Here is a 19,996-nt window from a genome sequence, read left to right as displayed (position 1 = left end):
CGCACGTACGGTTCTAAGAGGGGCTAGGGTAGTGATTCCCTAGTCTACTTACCGGATGAAGAGTTATATAGCCCATCAGTTGTTGATAATGATGGATTAAGAATAGGCTATTTACTTTGTAGAGAAATATTAAAAGGTCTTGAAGGATTAAAAAACATAGATGGAAGATTTGATTTTATAGCACATCCAATAGGTGTTGGGATGTTCAGTGAAGAGCAGTTTGAACAATGGGTAAATGTAGCAAAAGATATTGCAATAACCTATCAAACTACTATTATAGGAACAAGCCATGCGGATGGTTCTTACCGAAATTGTGGAGTGTCAATTCCAATATCATATTGTATTGATACTAACGGTGAAATTGTTTTTCTTTCAAAAGCAGATAAGAGAACAAGAATTATAAACTTGCTAACAAAAGAGGTTGAGATTATTGACTAATAAATAAAGAAAAATTTTAAACTTGGTATTTTTGTAAATAGATACACATGAAAGGAGCTAATAAAATGATAATTCGAGAATTAAAAGAAGAAGAGTTTGTACTGGCAGTTGATTTATTAGTTGATTGTTGGGACGAGGAGCTTGCAGGAGTTGCACCAAATCGTCGTGTAAAGAAAGAAGAACTAGATTCTATGATACAATGGTTGCAAGAAGCAGAGGAAAATAATGATATTCGACTTATATATGGTGCATTTGAAAATGATAAATTTATGGGGTTTGTTGGTGCAAGTATTGCAGAAGAGTATGACGTTGAAAAGGGTGGTGTTGAACTAAACTATCTTTTTGTTCATAAAGAATATAGAGGGCATGGAATATCATTACAACTTACTAAGAAAATACTAGATTATTTTATATCTAAAGATTTTGATAAGCTTGTTGTTTATAATCATCACTGTGCACCATCAAATGCCTTTTACAGGAAGTTTGGAGGTACCGTGTTGAGACACGAAATTCAAGGTACAGCGGATGAAAAGCTTTTAGTTGATATTTTTATATTTGATGCAAAGGGTTTAAGAAAAAATATTGAAACTGTAATTTGCAATAGGTATATATAGATAAAATACATTGTAGATATAAAAAATGGGACAATTATACCCTTCCAATTTTTAATTTATATGAAAAAGGTACAAACTATTACTTGTAAATTAATTGACTTTTTAAACTTAAATATGTATAATTTACATATAATACAAAATAAGGGGGCTATAGAATGATGATTACTATTTGCTAATTAATTTTTAAAATAAAAAATTAATATTAAAAGAAGTTTTTAATTGCCTAATTCATTAGGTTTATTTGTTTTATTTCTTTTAAAGATTTGCAAGTAGAGACTGTCAAGCTTATAGAACTAAAATCCTTTGTTTTACATTTTATTTACTATTATAAATTCAGGTTAGTACTATGTTTATTAGTAGTGGAAATTATCAATATTAGGCTTAGAATATATATTGAAAGAATTTGAATTACTATTTCAGAAGGTTTTGAATTTATTTAGTACATACTTATTTTGTTATGTAAAATATTGTAGATATTTTTAGACTGTAATAAGGCTTTGCTTTAATACAGTCTTTTTAGTTTATAAAAAGAAATAAATTTAGCATTTAATATTATTGGGTTAGGCTAGATAAAATTGAAAGAATAAAAAACATATGGATAAGGGGTGTAAATATATGAAAAATGATATAAAGAATGAATTAATTGAAATACTAAATATATTTGAAGAGGCCTACATTCAAAGGGATGTAAATAAAATTGACAATTTCATGGATTCATTATTTGACAAAAATGAAAATGTAATTGTGGTTGGCACAAGTGGTGGTGAATGGTGTATAGGTTATGAAGAAGTTAAAGATATATTTTTAAGTGATTGGGAATATTGGGGGGATTTGAGAATTAAGGCTGATGAAGCTACTATAATACCACTTGGAAACACAGCTTTAATTTATACTACAGGTACAATTAAATATTCTTTTTATAGTAACAAGGATACTTATGCACGTTATTTAGGCTATATTAAGGAATATTTTGATGAGGTTTCTTCTGATAGCAAAAAAACTAATAAAGTAAAGCTAACTGAAATCAATTGGAAGTTATGTCATTTATTAAATAAATGGGATGGTGATGAAAGACATTATTTATGGGATTTGCGTATTTCATTTGTGTTAATCAAAAAAGAAAATCGATGGATTATAAAACAAATGCAATTTTCACTTCCTGTAGTTGGGTATTTACCAGATGTAAGAATTGATAACATTGGTGATGATATAGAGGGTTTTAAAATAGAAACAAAAAAAATGAAGGAGTGGTCTATTAACAATACATTAGTGTATAAAGATGAAGTATTAAAACTTTTAAAAGCTTTTAATGATGAATATTTGAAAGCAGATAAAGAGACATCCGTAATAGATAGTAAATATTTTGCTTCTAACAATCCATTAATTATTAATACAGACAAAACTGTTTATAGTAGTCAAGAGGAAATTAAGAAATTAATAGAAAATCATAGAGCATATTACAATAAAATGGAATTAGATTATGAAAATTGTTTAATTAATTCAAATGAAGATGTGGTTTGGATAGTCACTCATGGTACTATGAAAAAGGAGATTTCCGAAAATAGTGCTTTTGAAAATACTGTAGACATAATAAAGAATATATTTACAAGTGATTTAGAGGATAAAGATAAGCTTTTTAACGTAAGAAGAAGAATTGCTGACACATTCAAGGAAAATGCTAAGGGTGAAGAATATGTTTGGCCATTTAGGTTTGAAGCGGTACTTATTCAAGAAAAGGGGAATTGGGTATTCAAATATCTCCAATTCTCCCTTCCCTTTAATTATATTTTTGAAGGCAAGACAGAGGCAGCTTCAATCTTAGAAAATAACATTTAAACTACTTTGTAAGGTGTATAAGCGATGTTATGGATAATTATGAAAGTAAGAGATTGTAGCTTAGATATCACGGAATAAAATTTGACTTATGTAATGGGAAAAAGTAGGTAGAAAAACATATATAGTTTTTTTAACTACTTTTTTCTAATGAGAATAAAAATAAATTTAAAAAATAATGAAATACTAATAAATTTCCTCTATTTTAATAGATGAATTGTTACGATAAATGAAACACAGCTATTAATTTATCAATAAAACATATGAGGGGATTGAGAATGTGAAAATTAGAGGCATAAAAATTAAAGGAATAAAAATTAAAAGTATTAAAGTGAAGATGATATTATTACTCCTTCCTGTAATTATAGTATCAATGATTATACTAGGGTATATGAGTTATTCAAGTTCGAAAAAAATAATAAATAATGAGCTTGAAATAAATATGAATAGTAAATTAAATGAAAAATCTCAGGAAATTGAAAAAAGTCTCGAAAGACACGAAAAAATATCTGAAAGTTTAGCTAAAGTGGTACAAGGTTCTTTACCATCTTTGACTAAGGCTAATTATGAAAATATAGTGAAAAGTTTAATTGAGACAAATGACGAAACCTTTGGAGCAGGAGTTTGGTTTGAACCATTTAAGTATAATAAAGACGTAGAGTTATTTGGACCTTATGCTTATAAGGTTGACAATAAAGCCACTTATACGGATGAATATAGTAAGACAGATTATAAATTAGGTGATTGGTATAAAATAGGACAAGATACCAAGCAAAGTGTTGAATGGTCACAACCTTATTATGATGATGTTGCAAAAGTTTCCATGGTAACAGCCACATCTCCATTTTATGATGCAGATAATAGTTTTATTGGAGTTACTACAGCGGACATAAATTTATCTACATTACAAGATAATATTAAAAATATGCAAATAGGTGAGAAAGGTAGGGCATTTTTGATAGATAAAAGTGGATTATATATTGCAGATGCAGATGAATCTAAAATAATGAAAACTAATATAAAAGATGATGGGAATCCTACCTTGGCAGCCTTAGGTGAAACAATGATATCAAATAAAGATGGTCAAGGAACATTTAAGGATGACTATGGAGTTGAAAAAGTGTACTACAGCACTATACAGGACACTGATTGGATTATTTCTATATGTATTCCAGAGAAAGAAGTTTTTTTACAAATTAATTCACTTAGAAATAAAATAAGTATTATAATAGTAATTTCAATTTTAATAGTGGTCTTATGCATATTGTTATTCGCAAATTATATAGGAAAGAATATTAAAAAAGTTAATAGTTTTGCTATGAAAATGGCAAATGGAGATTTGACAGAACACCTAGAACTAAAAAGTAGTGATGAACTTGGTGAAATGAGTAAACATTTAAATAAGATGACAGAAAATATTCATTCAATTGTAGAAGTAATAATGGAAAATTCGGAGAATATAGGTGCATCCTCTGAAGAACTTTCAGCAACGGTTGAAGAACTAGCAGCTAAAACTGTAACTATTAATGAGGCTGTAAATACCATTGCAGGAGGTATGCAGGAATCCAGTGCTGCCTCAGAGGAAATAAGTGCATCCATTGAGGAAGTAGATTCAAGTATAAATATATTATCCTCAAAGGCTATGGACGGAAGCAACAATGCAAATAAAGCTAAAGAAAGAGCAAGTAAGGTAAAGAATAATAGTAAAAAAGTAAAGAAAATAGCTGAAGATTTATATATTCAAAAGCAAGCTAACATGAAAAAAGTTGTAGAAGAAAGTTCAGTAATAGATAGTATTAGGGTTATGGCAGATACTATATCTTCTATAGCAGATCAAACCAATTTACTGGCTTTAAATGCAGCTATTGAAGCTGCAAGGGCAGGGGAGCAAGGACGAGGTTTTGCAGTAGTAGCAGAAGAAGTAAGAAAACTTGCCGAACAATCTTCCGGGGCTGTAGTAGAGATACAGAACACTATAGAGTCAGTAAAGCAAGTATTTAATAGAAGTATAGAAACTGGTAATGATATACTAAAATTTATTGATGTAGATATAATGAAAAATTATGATGAATACGAAGAAACAGGAAATCAGTATCATGATGATTCTGATTTTGTAAGTAATATGTCAGAAGAAATAGCTGCTATGTCACAAGAAATTACAGCGACAGTAGGACAAGTAAGTGAAGCAATCCAAAATATGGCGCAGTCTTCACAAGAATCCAGTGAAAAGGCAGAGATGATAAAAGAAAATATGGATGAAACCACAAAAGCTATAGAGCAAGTGGCTGAAACAGCACAAAGTCAGGCTGAACTTGCACAAAAACTAAATGAAATGGTACAAAAGTTTAAAATATAAATGTAGAAATTTACTAAGATAAGAAAAATCATATTGAAAGTCAGGAATTTTAAATCACAAAATGTTTAGATATTCCTGGCTTTTGTTCTATAAGATAGTGAAGGTTAAAATAACAACGTAAGGAGTATATTGAAATATCGTCTAAAGAAATACATGATGAATTAGGATGATGGTAGAATATGAAGATAATAAATAAAATTCTGTGATAATATATAACAAAATAATACAAAATGTCACAAATTATTTACTGATATTACATAATATGATAAAATGGTAGAGGTTTATTACATAAATAATAAAATTTTAATTTTAAGTAATTAATTAAGGGGGAAATATAAAAAATATGAAAAAAATAAAAAGTATGAGAAAAATGAAAAATACAAAAAAGATAAAGAGTGCAAAAGGCATGAAAAGTATAAAATCAAAACTAATAGTATTTTCAGGACTATTAATAGGTGGTATATGTATAGGCTTAGGGGTAATTTCATTCATGAATTCATCAAAGGCACTAACATCAAATCTAGAGAAGACGCTACCTAAGATTGCAGAACAAGCAGCGAGCAATATTCAAGCGATAATTGAAGGTCATTTGGACTCATTAGAGGTTACGGCAACAAGAGATGACATAAAAGATTTGAAAAATCCATGGGAAAATAAAATGCCAATTCTTTTAGAAGAAGTTAAAAGAAGCGAAAATATAAAGATGGGTATTTCGGATAAAAATGGTGATATAAAATATACTGATGGGAAAAGTGCTAATATTAAGGATAGAGAATATTTTCAAAAAGCATTGGCTGGTGAAAATAATGTATCAGATCCAATAGTAAGTAAAGTAGATGGATCAACAGTAGTGGTATATGCAGTACCAATTAAAAATAATAATGATATTGTAGGAGTATTAGTTTCAACAGGGGATGGAAATAAATTAAGTGGATTAACTGATCAAATGGAATTTGGACAAACAGGTAATGCATTTATGATAAAACAAGATGGGACAACCATCGCACATAACAATAAAGAGTTAGTAACGGAAATGTATAATGCTATTGAAGATGCAAAAGATAATACTAAGGTACAACAACTATCAGAAATTGAAAAGAAAATGGCTGCGGGAGAGAAGGGATTGGATCAATACGAATTTGATGGAATCGACAAATATATGGGATATGCTCCAGTGAAAGGTACTGGATGGTCATTAGCAGTTGTAATATCAAAGTCAGAAGTATTATCGGAACTAGACAGCCTGATGGTTTCTATTATTGTATCATCTACATTATTTATATTAATTGGATTTGGAATAGTTTATATGATTGCTAACAGTATATCTAAGGGAATAAAGTCAACTTCTAAGCATTTGAATTTATTAGCAAAGGGCAATTTATGTGAAGAGGTTTCTTCTAAATATCTAAATTCAAAGGATGAACTTGGAGAGATGACTAATTCAATGAAAATAATGCAAGACTCATTGAGGGAAATGATTAATAAAATAAAAGAAAATTCTTCAAATATTAATATGCAATCAGAGAATCTATCTTCAGTTGCAGAAGAGATATCTAGTGCATCACAGAATGTTGCTGAATCTATAAATGAAATTGCACAGGGAACAGGTTCACAGTCTGAAGATTTAATAAATGTAACTGAAATTCTTGATGAATTTAGCGATAAGTTATCTGGAATGGTCAATGAAATACAAGATGTAGATTCAAATTCTAGAGTAATTAGTTTAATGGCAAATGAGAGCAGTAGCGAAATGAATGAATTAAATCAGTCTGTAACAAAGATTAGTAATTCATTTAAGACATTTAATGGGGAAATTGCTGGACTTGGAAAACACATAAATGAAATAAATGAAATAACTAACATAATAAATAATATTGCAGGACAAACAAATTTATTAGCATTAAATGCCGCTATTGAAGCAGCCAGAGCTGGAGAAGCAGGAAAAGGATTTTCAGTGGTAGCAGATGAAATAAGAAAACTTGCAGAACAATCAAAAACATCATCAGAAAGAATTACTAGACTAATAAATGAAATATCTAAAAAAACTAATGTTATAGTTGAAGATTCTGTTGAAATGGATGATGAATTAATGAATCAAGTTAAAGTTATTAATAGTTCAATAACATCTTTCAATAAAATTATAGAAGCTGTTAATGAAGTAATTCCAAAAATAGAAATAGTTAAGAATTCTGCTGAAGATATAGATAAGGACAAAAATATTATTTTGGGTAGAATAGATGGAGTATCTTCAGTTTCACTTGAAGTTTCAGCATCTTCACAGGAAATTGCAGCATCATCAGAAGAAATGAATGCTTCTACAGAAGAAGTAGCGTCATCAGCACAAATACTTAGCACTATGACCAGTGAAATGCTAGAGGAAGTAAACAAGTTCAAAATTTAAGTTATAGTTAATAAATAAAAGAAATAAATTAATAAAATAGCAATGTAAAAAGCCAGAAGTTTTAATCGAAAATGATTAAAAGTGTCTGGCTTTTGCGAGTTTACACAAAGTTTTTTACAAGGTTTCATGATTATAATATTAACCGACTTCTGTAGTTTCTTCTATCTTTCCATTGGTAATATTTATAATTTTATCGGATACTTCTTTTGCAAAGGGTATATCATGTGTAATTATAAGTACTGTCATTCCTTTATCCTTTAGATTTTTTATTATGTTTACTACTTTCTTTATTGTATCTGAATCTAGTGCTGAGGTAGGCTCATCGAAACATAATATTTTTGGCATAAGTGCACAAGATCTTGCTATAGCTACTCTTTGTTGCTGCCCCCCAGATAATTCACATGGGTAAGCATTTATTTTTTCTTCTAAATCTACTAGTCTTAGTAGCTCTTTAGCAGTGCGTAAAGCTTCTTCTTTTTCTACTTTAAATACATTGATAGGTGCTTCTATAATATTTTCTACTACTGACATGTGAGGAAATAAGTTGAAATTTTGAAATACCATGCCTACTTTACCTCTTACTTTATACATATCCTTAGATGTTGTTATAATATTGTTATCTATTATAATTTCTCCACTATCAAATTTTTCAAGACCATTTATACATCTTAAAATAGTTGTTTTTCCTGCTCCAGATTTGCCAAGTAGTACGCCTACTTCCCCTTGTTTTAATTCAAATGAAATATTATTAAGTACTAAATTCCCATTAAAGGATTTATTCAAATTATTAATTTTTAACATTTACATCTCCTCCTATCTATAATACGAATATCTTTTTTCAAATATTTTGAATATCTGAGTAAGAATCGATGTTAGTATAATATATATAACTGCAGCTTCAATTAATGGAATTAAACTAGCCTGTTGATTTTGGGCTATTTGAGATATTCTTAAAATATCATTTAAACCTATTGTGTATACTATTGCTGTATCTTTAATTAATGTAATTACTTCGTTTGACATTGGTGCTAATATTACTTTGCTCACCTGAGGAAGTATAATTCTTTTATACATTGTAACTTTATCAAGACCTAATACTAAAGATGCTTCATATTGTCCTTTATCTATTGATTGTATACCACCTCTAAATATTTCAGCAAAGTATGCAGCATAATTTAAGGAAAATGCTATTATGGCTGCTATGTATCTATTAAATACAATCCCTAAAAGTGGTAATCCAAAGAATATGAATATTAATTGAAGTAGTAGTGGTGTTCCTCTCATTATTAAAATATAAGTTTTAGCTAGTCCACTTACTGCTTTGTGTTTAGATAGTCTTAAAAATGAAATTATAAGCCCTAGAGGAATTGCTACTATAAGTGTTATAAGAAATATTGATAATGTAATTTTAAGTCCTTGTACCATATTGTATCCCTCCTAAAACCATTTACTGTATATTTCATCAAAAGTTTTATCAGCTTTCATTTCATTTAATATATTATTAATTTTATCACGAAGCTCTGTATCATCTTTTCTGCAGGCTACCACAAAGTTTTCTTCTCCAAAGTTATCTTTTAATACATTATATTTTTCTTTGCCCCTTTGATTTATATAATATCTTGCTAACACTTCATCTGCTACTATTGCATCTATTCTTTTAGCTTCTAAATCTCTAAATACATTATCAAAAGTGTCATAAAGAACTGGCGTTTTACCATCTAAACTATTTATGATTTCTGTATCCTTCTCTATAGCTTCGAGTGCCGCTGAACCCTGTTGAGTTCCTAGTATTTTGCCCTTTATATCATCCTTAGTTTTTATATTGGAATTTTTTAAAGTTACGATTATTTGTTTATTTTGCAAATAAGAATCTGTGTATGAGACTTTTTTCTTTCTTTCTTCTGTTAATGTATACCCATTCCATATAGCATCTATATTTCCTGAATTTAATTCTGTTTCTTTCATTGCCCAATCTATAGGCTGAAATTCAACTTCCATATCTAATTTTTTAAAAGTTTCTTTTGCTAAGTCTATGTCAAATCCAACTGTATTTCCATCCTCATCCATATATCCTAAAGGTACAAAAGTATTATCAAATCCAATTATTATTTTCTCCATACCATTACTACTATCCTTTGAAGGTTTTGTGCATCCTACCCCTCCTATTGCTGTAATTAAAATTAAACAAGCAATTCCAAATCTCTTTAATATATTTTTCATGATATTTCCTCCTATAAAATTATTTTTTATGTACAATTTGATAAATAAAAAAACCATATAGGCTTTATACCTATATGGTTTACAATTTTACAATTATATATATACCACCATAGATACTAGCCTTTACTCAATGCTAAAAGGGCTTGTATCTATGAATTAAAAATCTTCATATTACAGTCCCTAGGTTCTATGATGTTGATGGTGATTTAATTTTATATTCATTTTTTCTATAGATAAATTCACCATAATAATTTTCCTCCCTTCAAATATTTTTATAATTTTTTAATATCTTATTTAATTATTATCAATATTAATCTATATTTTGAAAAAAATCAACTATTTTTTAATATTTTATTTATTGCATTTGACAATAAATAAAAATGGTATTATTACATAATTAGCAAATGCCAATAATAAGGAGTGGGTTTAAAAGTAGGAATTTTAAATGCTGATATAACAGGACCTAGTGTACCAAGACTACTTGGATTAAAAGATAAAAAGGCGTTAATGGATGAGGAACTTTGTATAAAATGTAGTAAATATGAAGATGTCTGTAGATTCAATTCCATAGAAGATTTAAAGATAAATTCTTTTATATGTAAAGCAATTTTAAATTCAAATATAAATTAATATTTTAGGAGGAATGTAAAATGAAAATAGCAGTTGCAAGTGAAGGGAAACAGGTAAGTGGGCATTTTGGACATTGTAAGTTGATTACAATGAGGTTTTTTATCATATGTTGAAAGCTGTTTAAAAATTAAAACTATCATGCACCTTCATTTTTAATCCAGCATATTATATATGGGAAGCTCAAAAGAGTAATAGTAATAGGGGAAGGGAGCTATTATGAAGAGGTGTATAGCTTTAGTACTTATTTGTATGATGATGTTATATTGTTTCTCGGGATGTTCATATGGCAAGGAACAAGATAAAGAAGTCATTACTACAACAGAAGGCAACTCAAAGTTGAACACACAATTTAGTGAATATGGGAAAAATACCATAAGGAAGAGTAACATAATAGATGCAATGGTTAATTCTGCAAAGACAAAGGAAAATATAGAATCTACAACAGGTAACAATAAAAATGGAGAAACAAAAAATGCAACGGGACTCACTACTGCTACTCTACCTAATATTCGTAATGATGTGTACGAGGAAGGGAAGGTATGTGTTCAAAATTCAGAATTTACAATTAGTGAAGAATTATTAGATGAGATTAATAATGTGATCATAGGATATGGAAGCCAGTCTTCATTTTATGTGGTTAGTATGGAGGATAATATGACCTTTGGGTATAATCCTGATATGGTATTTGAAACTGCTAGTACTATTAAGGCACCCTTTGCATTATATTGCTTTAAGGAAATTGCGGCAGGGAATGGTTCATTAAGTGAAGAGAAAGTATATGAGGAGAGATTCTATAGGGATGGATCAGGAATTTTACAATATGAACCTATTGGTGGCATATATACCTTGGAGCAACTATTGTTCTATACCATAGATTGTAGTGATAACATTGCATATTATATGATACATGATCGATTTTGGAACGAGGGATACAATAATATGCTTAAAGACTTAGGATGTGAGCAGTATTATTTACCTAATGGGTCTAGATGGGGATGGGCAAGCCCTAAGAGTGCGGCACTTATATGGAGGGAGATATATAAATTTAGTAAGGAATGCTATGAAGGAGATATTTACTTTAATATGTTACTAAATGCACAGTATAGTTATATTAAACCAGGTCTACCAGAATATAAGTCAGCACATAAATCAGGATGGACAGAAGTATTATGTCATGATACAGGGATTGTATTTGCAGAAAAACCATATATTATAGCAATAATGACTGACAATTCAGGATATTGGTCTGGAAGCGAACAAATTAGGAAACTATCAATTTGTGCTGACAAGGTGATGAAGGAATATGTATTGTGGTTAGAAAACTAGTAAATAATGTAAAGATACTATTGTATAATAATAAACTTAGAAAGTATAATTACTCTTCTATTATTATGTTGAAATTTTAACTATATATAGAATAGCTTTATTTGGAAGAATAAATGCTATTTTTTTTATTGCATAATTAACATATTTATCTTGCAAAAAAAAGTTGAAAAGGATTAAATAATAATAATACTAGCATTATTTAAGAAAATTTAATAGAATAGTAACATAATTAAAAATTAATAAACGAACTATTCAGTATATTTTCAATATTAAAAATAATTTACGTTATGCAAATTTAAAAATATAAAAGCTTGTAATCTTAAATTTGAATAACATAGTTTATTAATAAATATATAGGAGGTAATGATTATGGAGAATAAGGATAATAGTAGAGGTCAATGGGCATCTAATATAGGATTTATATTAGCGGCAGCAGGATCAGCGGTAGGTTTGGGAAATATATGGAAATTTCCTTATTTGGCAGGAGCTAACGGTGGGGGCGCTTTTGTAGTTCTTTATTTAGTTATGATTGTAATGATAGGATTTGTTATAATGCTAGGTGAAATGGCGATTGGACGTAATACTCATTTAAGTGCAGTTGGTGCATATAGAAAGCTTAGTGAAAAGTGGGCTTTTGTAGGATTTATTGGAGTAGTTGTAGGTTTTTGTATACTTTCATTTTATAGCGTAATCGGTGGATGGGTACTTAACTATATTGCTAAGTACTTTACTGGTGGTATAGCAGGAGCCGAGGCAAGTGCTTATTTTAATGGATTTATATCAAGTGCTACAGGACCTATATTATGGCACTTAGTGTTTATGGCTCTTACTTGTATAATAGTGTTAAAAGGAGTTTCTGGTGGTATTGAAAAAGCAAGCACATTTATGATGCCAGCATTATTTGTACTATTAATTATAGTTGTAATTAGGTCTGTAACTTTAGAGGGAGCTATGGAAGGAATAAAGTTCTTCTTAAAACCTGATTTATCCAAAATTACAATTGGTACAGTGATGGCGGCTCTTGGACAAGCATTCTTTTCTCTAAGTTTAGGTATGGGAGCTATAATTACTTATGGTAGCTATCTTGGAAAAACAGAGGATTTAGAAAAAAACGCAATGATAATACCAGCTATAGATACACTTGTTGCACTACTTGCGGGATTTGCTGTTCTTCCAGCAGTATTTGCATTTGGTTTTGAACCAGGAGCAGGTCCAAGCTTAATGTTTATAACCTTGCCTTCAGTATTTGATGCAATGCCTTTTGGTCAGTTCTTTGGTATACTATTTTTTATATTAATATTATTTGCTGCATTAACATCAGCTATATCATTACTTGAAGTTGTAGTTTCCTTTATAATTGATAATTTTAAAGTAGGAAGAAAGAAAGCAACTATAATAATATCAACTATTCTATTTCTTATAGGTATACCTTGCTCACTTGCTAATGGGCCAATTATGGGAGATTTCTTGATATTTGGACGTAACTTCTTTGATTTTATGAGTTTCTTAGCTGAAAGTGTTCTTATGCCACTAGGTGGATTATTAATGTGTATATTCATAGGACATGTATGGGGTGTTGAGAACATTTCAGATGAAATTACTTGTAATGGAAAATATAAATTTAGAAGCAAAGCTTTCTTTGTAGTAATGATAAAATATGTTGCACCAGTATTAATATTTATTATTTGGTTAAATGCAATAGGCGTTTTACCAACTATAGCTAACATGTTTGGAATATCATTATAATACATAACATTAGTAACGATTAACATTGAAGGTAAATACAGTGAAATGTATGAAGCTCAAAGTAAGTGGTACTAATCAGAAAATCAAATAGTTAGTTAAGCAATTAAATAAAAGATTAGAAGCCTTTACAGTTCGTAGAGGCTTCTTTACATGCTGAGTAATTTTTTCATATAAGATGTAAAAAGCGGGTTAGCTATTGTAAGAATTTCTTAAGATTTATATCCATAATTACTTAATAATTCAGGGGTAATATATAAGTATAGGGTGATAGAAGTCATGGTATAATTAATTTGCAAGGAAAGGGGAGTTAGGAATGAATTATAATATATTAGTTGTGGATGATGACAAAGAAATAGTAGATGCCATTGAAATATATCTCTCAAATGAAGGGTTGAAAATATATAGAGCTTGTGATGGAATTGAAGCTTTAGAGGTTTTAGTTGATAAAAATATCCATCTTATTTTAATGGATATTATGATGCCAAGGTTGGATGGAATTAGAGCAACACTTAAGATTAGAGAAGAAAAGAATATACCTATAATATTAATCTCTGCAAAGTCAGAGGATACGGATAAAATTTTAGGTCTTAACATGGGGGCCGATGATTATATAACAAAACCATTTAATCCTCTTGAACTTATAGCCAGGGTGAAATCTCAGCTTAGGCGATATGTAACCTTTGGAAATTTTAAGCAAGAAGAGGAAAGTGGAGTTTTAAAAAGTGGTGGATTAGAGCTAAATGAGGAAACGAAAGAAACCTTTGTAGATGGAGACGGTGTAAAGCTTACTCCTATAGAGTTTAAGATTTTAGAACTTTTACTTAAGAATAAGGGAAGAGTATTTTCCATGGAGGAAATATACGAGAGAGTTTGGAATGAAACAAGCTACAATATAGATAATACAGTAGCTGTGCATATAAGAAGAATTAGAGAAAAAATAGAAATCAATCCAAAAGAACCAAAATATTTAAAGGTGGTGTGGGGTGTTGGATACAAAATTGAAAAATATTAATGATACAGAAAAGGGCTATGAGGAAATGATTAAGGACGGTAGAAAGATAAACATAGCAAAGATAATTGCTATGGTAATCATGGCGATAATGGTTTCAATATCAGTAATTTCTCTTAAGGATATTAATTCAAATCGAGATATATATGATAGCAGAAGTCTTTATGGTAATGGATTTTTAGGAAGTTCTATTAATGAATTTACTAACAAGGTTGTTAAAGTATCGGAGTTATATAAAAGCGAAGAATATATCAAAGATAGAAAAAATTTAACCAAAGAAGAAATTGCATTAAAAAGGCAATTTATAGAATCACAATTTAAGGCTGAGTATGAAGATGAATCTGAGAAGATTTATGATGAAAATGATACTAGTGATTGGAGTGAAAAAAGTTTTGACGATGCTAAGTCTAAAATTCGTAAGACTTTAGAAGAAAAATACACTTATACAGATGAGGAGTTAGAGAACTTAATTATAGAAGAAAAGTTAGCAGATTTTAATAGAGAAACAAATCTTTTAAATACATATGATAACTTAAAATTCATTGCCTATGACAAAGGAAATAGTATGTGGATTACTAATTATGATACAGGAAAAGAAGCTATAGCAGAGTTGAAAAAAAATAGCGGATATTTTGCAGAATATCATATTTCAAATGGTAATGAAAAAAAATCAATATTTATTGATGGAGATCAATTAAAGTCAAAGGAATTAAATGATTACAGTTTCAATAGTAAGTATGATGTTACTCAGATTCAAGTTTCTGAAGAAGTTGTGTCCAAATCAAATAACTATTATGAGGAAGATTATTTGACGGTAAAAAGTGATTTAGATATTTATATATCAGTACCAAAAAATCTGGTAGCTGGAGGTAGTGTTTATAATATTTATTCAAGCTTTTTAGAAGCCAAGGTGGCATTAGATATGGAGATTGGCATTTTATTAGGTGGGCTTTTAGGAATAATAATTATGATATTTATACTTAAAAAGTTTAAAGGTAAATATTCCTACATGGATGAAGTGTTAGTTAAGTTGAGTGATGTTACTTTGGAAATTAAGGGGTTGATATTATTTTTAGGATATATTGTACAACAAATGTTTTTCCATTATAACTTGGATAATGAGTATAGATATACAATTAATTTATACAATATAATTTTAATAGCGTTATTATTAGTAATTTACTATATAGTTATAAAATCTATAATACAAAGTTATAAAGAAGGAACTATTTTAAGGGGAAGCTATTTTGTAAAGCTTTATGAGGTTTTAAAGGTATCCATGGAAAAAGGTAGTTTTGGAAGAAGGTTGACTCGACTAATTGGAGCTTATCTAGTAATTTGCCTTGGAGTTTCTTTTATATTATGTTTAGCTCTACGTGGTCCTGGGCTTATACTTGCTATAGGATTTTGTATAATTGTGACAGCTATAGTTGTATTTAAATTAGTAAAAGAATTTGCTTATCTTAATAGAATTACTAATGGAGCAAAACAGATTTCGGAAGGTAAGATGAGTGAGGATATTTTAGAAGAAGGTAAGGGTGCACTGAAGGAACTTGCTCATAGTATAAATAATATGAAGCAAGGTCTTAGAAAGTCCATTGAAAATGAAAATAAAAGTGAGAGAATGAAGACAGAACTTATCACAAATGTATCTCATGACCTAAAAACACCTTTAACATCAATAATAAATTACGTAGATTTACTTAAAAGAGCAGATATTGAACCAGAGGAAGCTAGGGCATATGTAGAAGTTTTAGATAAGAAGTCTCAGCGCTTAAAGATTTTAATAGAAGATTTATTTGAAGCCTCAAAAGCAGCTAGTGGAGCAATGCAACTTACCTTCACAAAGATAGAAGTTAGTGCATTACTAAGACAGTCTTTAGGTGAAGCTGAGAGAAGGATTGAAGAAGCTAACTTAGATTTTAAGACAAATATTCCTCAAGAGAAAATCTATATTAATGCAGATGGAATAAAGATTTGGAGAGTATTTGAAAATCTAATTTCTAATTCAATAAAGTATTCATTAAAGGGCACAAGAGTTTATGTAGATGTTAAAGTTGATGAAGATAAAGTTTATGTTATAATGAAAAATATTTCAGCCTTTGAACTTAACTTTGATGCAAGTGAGATTACAGAAAGATTTAAACGTGGAGAAGAATCCAGAAATACAGAGGGTTCAGGACTTGGTCTTGCTATTGCAAAGAATATAATAGAGCTTCATGGTGGAAAGCTAGAGGTTGGAATTGATGGAGACTTGTTTAAGGCAACAGTGGAATTACCCAGAGAAAAAGAAAATATAAAATAATATATGATTAAATTAACCCTCTTGAGTTTGATCATATATAAAATCATAAATAAAGAGAACTACAAAATTCTAGTAAATTAGAGTTTTGTAGTTTTTTTATGCTTTAAAAAGCAGGTAGGATATAAGATTAATATATAAATTAGATGCTTGTAAATATGTAGATATATCATATAAGTTTTAATAAAAACCAAATATATTAAATAATAATTTAGTTTTTGCTTAAAATAGTACTAAAGCAAAATAACAAAATAACAAAATAAAAAGGATTATATTCTATATACAAGGAGGTTATTATGAAATTTAAAAAATTAATTTCAATACTATTAGTGGCAATAACTATGATAAGTTTCACAGCGTGCGGAAACTTGAATTCTTCAAGTAGTGATGTGAAAGAAGCCACAGGAGAAACTGGAGGAAATATAATAGTTCCATTAGATAATGAACCAAGTATAATAAATCCGGCTTTCATAACTACAGATGAAGAAATGCTAGTATCAAATATAGTATATTCACCACTTTATGTTTGCAGTGGTGGAAAAATAATAACATATCTAGCATATTCAGTTGATTTTAAGGAGGATAAAGAACTAACAATTGAGCTTAGGAAAGATCTTAAATGGCATGATGGAATTCAAATAACATCAGATGATGTAGTGTACACTTTAAATCTTATATTAGATGAAAAACAGAATTCTCTATTAAGAGAGTCCCTTTTGATAAATGGTGAACCAATAAAAGTTGAGAAGGTGGATAAATTAACAGTTAAAATTACTTTACCCACAAAGAATGCAGGCTTTGTGAATAATTTATGTGGAATATCTCCTGTACCAAAACACATTTATGAGGGTGAAGAGTTGGTTATGGTATCAGAAAAAAATAATACACCTATAGGATCTGGTCCATTCAAATTTAAAGAATGGAAAAAAGGCGAAAGTATAATCTTTGAGAGGTTTGATGAATACTACTCAGGAAATCCAAATGCTGATATGATAACTATGAAAATAATGCCAAATAAAACTGAGCAAGAGAAAGCATTTAAAAATGGTGAAATAGCGCTTATGAGAGGAAGTTCAGAGTTTTATAATAAATCGAAAGATGATGAAAATCTACAAACTTATACCCATAGCGGAGGGAGATTAAACTATATAGTTTTCAATCAAAATACTGAAGCTATGAAAGATTTAAATTTTAGGAAATCAATAGCATATGCTTTAGACAGAAATGCAATGATAAAGTCAGCTTATGGTGATGAAAGCTTTGTAGGAGCTATATCAATATTAATACCACAAGCAGATTATTATACAGATACAAAAGTTGAAGGTTATGCTCAGGATTTAGAAAAATCTAAAACTTTATTAAAAGAAAGTGAAGTTAGTGTAGATAAAATTAAAATTGGATATGACAAGGAGGCCTTTGGACATAAAGATTATGCATTAGTTGTCCAACAACAATTAAAAGAAATCGGAATTGATACTGAAATAGTAAATTACGAAAGTGAAGTATTCTCAAAGATATTATATGGTGGTGGTACTGAATGTGATCTTTATATAAATGGATACAACTTGGGTTTAGATGTTAACGCATATAGAAGAATGTTTGAAACTGGATCATTTTACAATAAAACTGGATATAGTAATCCAGAGGTTGATAAACTATGGAATAAGGGATTCAATGAATCAGATGGAGAAAAACGTAAGGAAATTTATAGAGATATACAGTTAAAAATTGCAGAGGATGCAGTAATTTATCCAATTGATTATGAAGAAATCCTAATGATTGCACAAAAAAACCTAAAAGGAATAGATAAGGCTATACCAAAAGGTATGATAATGTTTGAGGATTGGTCAAAGTTATATATTAAGTAATAAGATTATATTTTTCTTTAATGTAGGATGAAATTTTAAATGATAAAAAACTGAGTGTGGAAAACTTATAATTAAGAGTAAAAGTACAGGAATAAATATTTAACTATATATGCAAAAAAGTGGATTCAAATCATTTAATGATTTTAATCCACTTTTGTAATACAGACTAATATAAAAGTTTATAGCAACCTTAAGTTTTGATAAATATAATATTATTCAGCTAATGCTTTAACTTCTTTATATCCAGTAAGATCCACATAAAGTTCATCTTTAATAGGATTACGTTTTACTTTAATAATTTTGTAGATATAATGTGCAAATACAGCAACGTTAGCTATTAATGCAACTAAACTTATAATGAATAAAGCAGTTGCATTTTGAGATGATTTAACTGCAAATTGTGAGTGGTCAATGAAGTTAGGATAAGTCATTGCAAACATACACCATAGTGCAAGCGTTTGGGCACGGTGTTGTAACCAAGCTCCTTTTTTTATAAAGAAAGCAGCAAATGTAGGTGCTAATAGCAATGCTATACCACAATACCATGAGTGGTCGGATAAGCAGTTATAAGTATAAGCAAAGTTCCAAAGATCATAAGCTACAATCCAGAACCAAAGCATGTCTGGCCAAAGCATGTCCTTGCTTTTGTCTTTACTTATACAGATACCTATCCAACCTGTAATTGTAATGATATTTAATATACCAGCAATCCCGTTCATAACATTCCAAGGACCACTAAAAGTCATCATTCCTTCGAAGATTTCTCTGTTAAGGTGTAATCCGTAAATTTGAAAATCACGTGCTACAGCTTCAAGAATATTAATTGCTAAAATTAATGGTGGGAAGCATAGAACCCATTTTTTACTAGTAGCACCTTTCACATATCTAATTAGCCAGAAGCCAATACAACCTGCTAGTGATGAGTAGACTTTAGCATAATGGAACCAATCATTTACGCTTGTACCTTTTGTAGTCTTTGGCCATACAAAAAAAGTAAGAACCACTGGTAATACCATGAAAAGTAATATACCACCTAGCTTAGATCTACGACCTAGTTCATTAAGTCCAATTAATGCAAAAAATATTATGAACAACATAATCCAGTTAGATAATGGTTGAGATTCGAATAAAAACATAATAATACCTCCTCTGCAATATATATCAATATAGTTTACAAATATTAGTATATACTTTTTATTTGTAAATTGTAAGTAAAACTAAACAATATCAGAGAGCTAAAGAAATAATAAGAT

At 29.3% G+C, this 19,996-nt stretch carries 15 protein-coding genes; 11 read left to right on the top strand and 4 right to left on the bottom strand.

Annotation, left to right across the window (positions count from 1 at the left end; genetic code table 11):
* The first annotated feature begins 201 nt into the window (after window positions 1–201).
* The 5 genes from RSD37_RS10405 to RSD37_RS10385 all read left to right on the top strand — a co-directional run bounded on the left by RSD37_RS10405 (window position 202) and on the right by RSD37_RS10385 (window position 7,642).
* Window positions 202–438 carry a hypothetical protein gene (locus tag RSD37_RS10405; protein ID WP_346946669.1) on the top strand — a complete coding sequence of 79 codons (237 nt, stop codon included), beginning with the start codon at window positions 202–204 and terminating at the stop codon, window positions 436–438.
* Between the two features lie 65 nt (window positions 439–503).
* Window positions 504–1,052 (top strand): GNAT family N-acetyltransferase, encoded by a 549-nt coding sequence (locus RSD37_RS10400; protein WP_346946668.1) that lies wholly within the window; start codon window positions 504–506, stop codon window positions 1,050–1,052.
* A gap of 615 nt (window positions 1,053–1,667) precedes the next feature.
* Window positions 1,668–2,888 (top strand): nuclear transport factor 2 family protein, encoded by a 1,221-nt coding sequence (locus RSD37_RS10395; RefSeq protein WP_346946667.1) that lies wholly within the window; start codon window positions 1,668–1,670, stop codon window positions 2,886–2,888.
* Between the two features lie 334 nt (window positions 2,889–3,222).
* On the top strand, window positions 3,223–5,241 hold the full coding sequence (locus RSD37_RS10390; protein ID WP_346946672.1) for a methyl-accepting chemotaxis protein: 2,019 nt from the start codon (window positions 3,223–3,225) through the stop codon (window positions 5,239–5,241).
* Window positions 5,242–5,647: 406 nt separating this feature from the next.
* Window positions 5,648–7,642: a methyl-accepting chemotaxis protein gene (locus RSD37_RS10385; RefSeq protein WP_346946671.1), complete on the top strand. Its 1,995-nt coding sequence runs from the start codon at window positions 5,648–5,650 to the stop codon at window positions 7,640–7,642.
* Between the two features lie 138 nt (window positions 7,643–7,780).
* Here RSD37_RS10385 and RSD37_RS10380 read toward each other — a convergent pair whose 3' ends face one another.
* From RSD37_RS10380 to RSD37_RS10370, 3 genes are read right to left on the bottom strand one after another with little or no spacing between them, the layout of a single operon-like run.
* The gene (locus RSD37_RS10380) at window positions 7,781–8,443 is read right to left on the bottom strand and encodes an amino acid ABC transporter ATP-binding protein (RefSeq protein ID WP_346946666.1); all 663 of its coding nucleotides are present in this window, start codon (window positions 8,441–8,443) and stop codon (window positions 7,781–7,783) included.
* A gap of 12 nt (window positions 8,444–8,455) precedes the next feature.
* A complete protein-coding gene (locus RSD37_RS10375) occupies window positions 8,456–9,067 on the bottom strand; it encodes an amino acid ABC transporter permease (RefSeq protein ID WP_346946665.1) in 612 nt (203 codons plus the stop codon).
* 12 nt (window positions 9,068–9,079) lie between these two features.
* Window positions 9,080–9,862 carry an amino acid ABC transporter substrate-binding protein gene (locus RSD37_RS10370; protein ID WP_346946664.1) on the bottom strand — a complete coding sequence of 261 codons (783 nt, stop codon included), beginning with the start codon at window positions 9,860–9,862 and terminating at the stop codon, window positions 9,080–9,082.
* Window positions 9,863–10,282: 420 nt separating this feature from the next.
* Here RSD37_RS10370 and RSD37_RS10365 point away from each other — a divergent pair, with 420 nt between their 5' ends.
* The 6 genes from RSD37_RS10365 (at window position 10,283) to RSD37_RS10340 (ending at window position 18,743) form a co-directional block, all read left to right on the top strand.
* On the top strand, window positions 10,283–10,492 hold the full coding sequence (locus RSD37_RS10365; protein WP_346946663.1) for a P-loop NTPase: 210 nt from the start codon (window positions 10,283–10,285) through the stop codon (window positions 10,490–10,492).
* A gap of 216 nt (window positions 10,493–10,708) precedes the next feature.
* Window positions 10,709–11,818 carry a serine hydrolase gene (locus RSD37_RS10360; protein ID WP_346946662.1) on the top strand — a complete coding sequence of 370 codons (1,110 nt, stop codon included), beginning with the start codon at window positions 10,709–10,711 and terminating at the stop codon, window positions 11,816–11,818.
* A gap of 369 nt (window positions 11,819–12,187) precedes the next feature.
* Window positions 12,188–13,564, top strand: coding sequence for a sodium-dependent transporter (locus RSD37_RS10355; protein WP_346946661.1), 1,377 nt, complete (start codon window positions 12,188–12,190; stop codon window positions 13,562–13,564).
* A 313-nt stretch (window positions 13,565–13,877) separates the two neighbouring features.
* On the top strand, window positions 13,878–14,576 hold the full coding sequence (locus RSD37_RS10350; protein WP_346946660.1) for a response regulator transcription factor: 699 nt from the start codon (window positions 13,878–13,880) through the stop codon (window positions 14,574–14,576).
* Entirely contained in the window at window positions 14,551–16,878 is a 2,328-nt protein-coding gene (locus RSD37_RS10345) for a HAMP domain-containing sensor histidine kinase (protein ID WP_346946659.1), read from the top strand. Before RSD37_RS10350 ends, RSD37_RS10345 begins: the two co-directional genes overlap by 26 nt.
* A gap of 293 nt (window positions 16,879–17,171) precedes the next feature.
* Window positions 17,172–18,743 carry an ABC transporter substrate-binding protein gene (locus RSD37_RS10340; protein WP_346946658.1) on the top strand — a complete coding sequence of 524 codons (1,572 nt, stop codon included), beginning with the start codon at window positions 17,172–17,174 and terminating at the stop codon, window positions 18,741–18,743.
* Between the two features lie 212 nt (window positions 18,744–18,955).
* Here the strand turns inward: RSD37_RS10340 and RSD37_RS10335 are convergent, their stop codons facing one another.
* Window positions 18,956–19,879: a DUF5692 family protein gene (locus tag RSD37_RS10335; protein ID WP_346946657.1), complete on the bottom strand. Its 924-nt coding sequence runs from the start codon at window positions 19,877–19,879 to the stop codon at window positions 18,956–18,958.
* Between the last annotated feature and the right edge of the window lie 117 nt (window positions 19,880–19,996).

Origin of the sequence: Clostridium sp. (genome assembly GCF_036646415.1) — a bacterium.
Lineage (GTDB): Bacteria > Bacillota > Clostridia > Clostridiales > Clostridiaceae > Clostridium_J.
This window is presented reverse-complemented; position numbering and strand designations above follow the sequence as displayed.